Consider the following 1970-nt stretch of genomic DNA (forward strand, 5'->3'; position numbering starts at 1 on the left):
CTGCCCCCGCCGGTCCGGCACCGCCCGCCGGGCGCACCCCCCTCGGTCGCGCTCGGCGGCGGCGCCCTCAGGCGGGCTCGCCCGGCGTGACCGGCAGCCGGGACAGGCCCCGGACCAGCGTCGACTCGCGGTACACGAGCTCGGACGGATCGACGGCCAGCGCCAGGTCCGGCCGCTGGGCGATGAGCTTGCCGATGGCCACCCGCCCCTCGGTGCGGGCGAGCTGCGCGCCCAGGCAGAAGTGGATGCCGTGGCCGAAGAACACCCCCGACGACGAGTCCCGGGTGATGTCGAGCCGCTCCGGGTCCTCCAGCCACTCCGGGTCCCGGTTCGCCGCGGCGAGGCCCAGCATGACGGTCGACCCGGCCGGGATGGTCACCCCGGAGTACTCGACGTCCTCGCTGGCGAACCGCATCGGGGCGTTGGAGACCGGGGACTCGAAGCGCAGGAACTCCTCCACCGCCGAGGTGATCAGCGACGGGTCGGCCTGCAGCCGGGCGCGCTGCTCGGGGTGGGTCAGCAGGGCGAGCACGCCGTTGCCGATCAGGTTGACCGTGGTCTCGTGCCCGGCGATGAGCAGCAGCGTCGCCATGGCGACGAGCTCCTCGGCCGACAGGCGGTCGCCGTCGGCGTCGCTGACGGCGAGCAGGCCGGACAGCAGGGCGTCGTCGGGCTCGGTGCGCTTGCGCTCGATCAGCTCGGCGAGGTAGCCGTTCAGGCTGCCCATCGCGGCGAACTTCTCCTCCTGCGGGGAGTCGTCGACCATCACCGACGACCACGCCGAGAACATGTCGCGGTCCTCGGCGGGAACCCCCAGCAGCTCGCAGATGACCAGCACCGGGACGAGGAACGCGTACTGGCGCATGAGGTCGACGGGACCCTCGGCGGGCAGCGCGTCGAGCAGCTCCTGGGTGATCTCCTCGACCCGGGGCTGCAGGTCGTTCATCCGCCGCACGGTGAACGAGCGGCCGACCAGCTTGCGCAGCCGGGTGTGGTCCGGCGGGTCCATCAGGATCATCATCGGGATCGGCGCGGCCGGCTGGCCCTCGCGCTGGTCGGCGGGGAGCGTCCAGCGCCAGTCCTTGCTCAGCCGCGGGTCGACGAACGCCGCACGGACGTCGGCGTAGCGGCTGATCAGCCACGCCTTCCCGTCCGGCAGTGCGAGCTCGCGCACCGGCTCCTCGGTGCGCAGGGCCGCGTAGGCGGGGTGCGGGTCGGTCCAGAAGTCGCCCGAGAACAGGTCGTGCGTCTCGGTGCCGGTGGTGGTCAGCGCCATGGGGACCATGGTGCCAGCCATGGGTAAGCGACCGCTTACGTCAGTCGTGTGACCGAGCACACAGCGGGGTCGAGCTCGACGTCGGCCGGGGCCGGGTGGCCCAGGACGACCGACGCGGCCAGCGCCGCCAGTGCCGGGGCGGACTCGATGCCCGACCCGCCCTGCCCCGCGACGAAGAAGAACCCCGGGTGCTCCGGGCGCGCGCCCAGCACCGGGGCGCGGTCGGGGGCGAAGGTCCGCAGCCCCGCCCACGCGGTCCGGACCGACCGCAGCCCGAGCGTGGTCGCCGAGCCCACCCGGTCCAGGGCGAGGGCGACGTCGAGCTCGTCGGGCCGCGCGTCGCCCGGCTCGGCCGGGGTCTCGTCGGCCGGGGAGACCAGCACGACGTCCGCCTCGGCCTTCAGGTACCAGCGCTCGGCGGCGTCGGCGATCATCGGCAGGACGGCACCGTCGACGGTGAGCACCGACGGGTCGCCGACCGGGCAGGCGGCGATCGTGCGCCGGTACGGGGTCAGCCCGGCGCCGGGTACGCCGGCCAGCGCCGCCACCGCGTCGGCCCAGGCCCCGGCCGCGTCGACGACCACTCCCGCCCGCACCCGGTGCCCGCCGGTCGTCGTCGCGCTCCAGCCGGAGCCGTCCCGGTCCAGCGCGGCCACCCGGGCGCCGCGCAGCACGGTGCCACCGCGGGCGCGCA

At 75.1% G+C, this 1970-nt stretch carries 2 protein-coding genes; both read right to left on the minus strand.

All coding sequences use genetic code 11. From position 1 onward, the window contains the following. Window positions 1-67: 67 nt before the first annotated feature. A complete protein-coding gene (locus tag NH602_RS30525) occupies window positions 68-1276 on the minus strand; it encodes a cytochrome P450 (protein WP_179762331.1) in 1209 nt (402 codons plus the stop codon). Between the two features lie 35 nt (window positions 1277-1311). Further along, window positions 1312-1970, minus strand: a 659-nt coding sequence (locus tag NH602_RS30530) for an FAD-dependent oxidoreductase (RefSeq protein WP_253069646.1), incomplete at its 5' end; no start/stop codon positions are given.

This window comes from Pseudonocardia sp. McavD-2-B (genome assembly GCF_024124365.1).
GTDB lineage: Bacteria > Actinomycetota > Actinomycetes > Mycobacteriales > Pseudonocardiaceae > Pseudonocardia > Pseudonocardia alni.